The organism is Oleiphilus sp. HI0123 (assembly GCF_001635315.1).
In genome coordinates, this window is sequence record NZ_LWGE01000029.1 from 1 (window position 1) to 625 (window position 625).

General features: G+C 39.4%; 1 protein-coding gene. It reads left to right on the forward strand.

Translation table 11 applies throughout. The features are described 5' to 3' along the window. Positions 1–281: 281 nt before the first annotated feature. The coding region (locus tag A3761_RS00405; RefSeq protein WP_156491452.1) for a hypothetical protein at positions 282–625 on the forward strand (344 nt) is incomplete at its 3' end.

Below are 625 nucleotides of genomic sequence, written 5' to 3' on the forward strand. Positions count from 1 at the left end.
CCGCTAATAATATTGAAGCGACCTTTTGACTCATCAACGCCGCTATCTAAAAAGATTGAATGGGGGAGGGAGGCTAACAAGGCATGGCACTGCGCTTCATTAAGAATAATTTCCTTTTGTAGCCACTTTGCCGGGTGTTTTGTTTGATTTGTTTGGTAAGCTGTTTCAAAATTCTTCATTAAGTTATCGCAAAATTAAATTCTATAAGAATGTATATGGACATTTGTTCGACACCCGATAATTTATCGCCGTAAAATAAAACATAACAATTGGAGTTTTTAATGAAGCGTTCATTCTGCTGCCTTTTACTTCTAGCGCTATGCGTTTTGTCTTGGGTTTCTCCCTTGCAGGCTGAAGATTTTAACTCTTTAAAGCGTGCCAAGCTAACAGAAGCGCAATCTGTAAACCAACTCAAATATATGATGGTCAAAGGCTTTGATAGAATTAAAAAGGAAGTTGTTAAAAACGGTTCTTTCCCTCCATTTGGCTTGACGCTGTCTCCTGATGCCGAGTTTAAAGCAGTCATTCCAGATATTGAAGCAAAACTACCTTCACAGGTTGTTCTAGTAAAACTCGCTGAAAGCATGGCAGCTATTGCTCAAACGCGTTCAATGTGGGCAGTTGG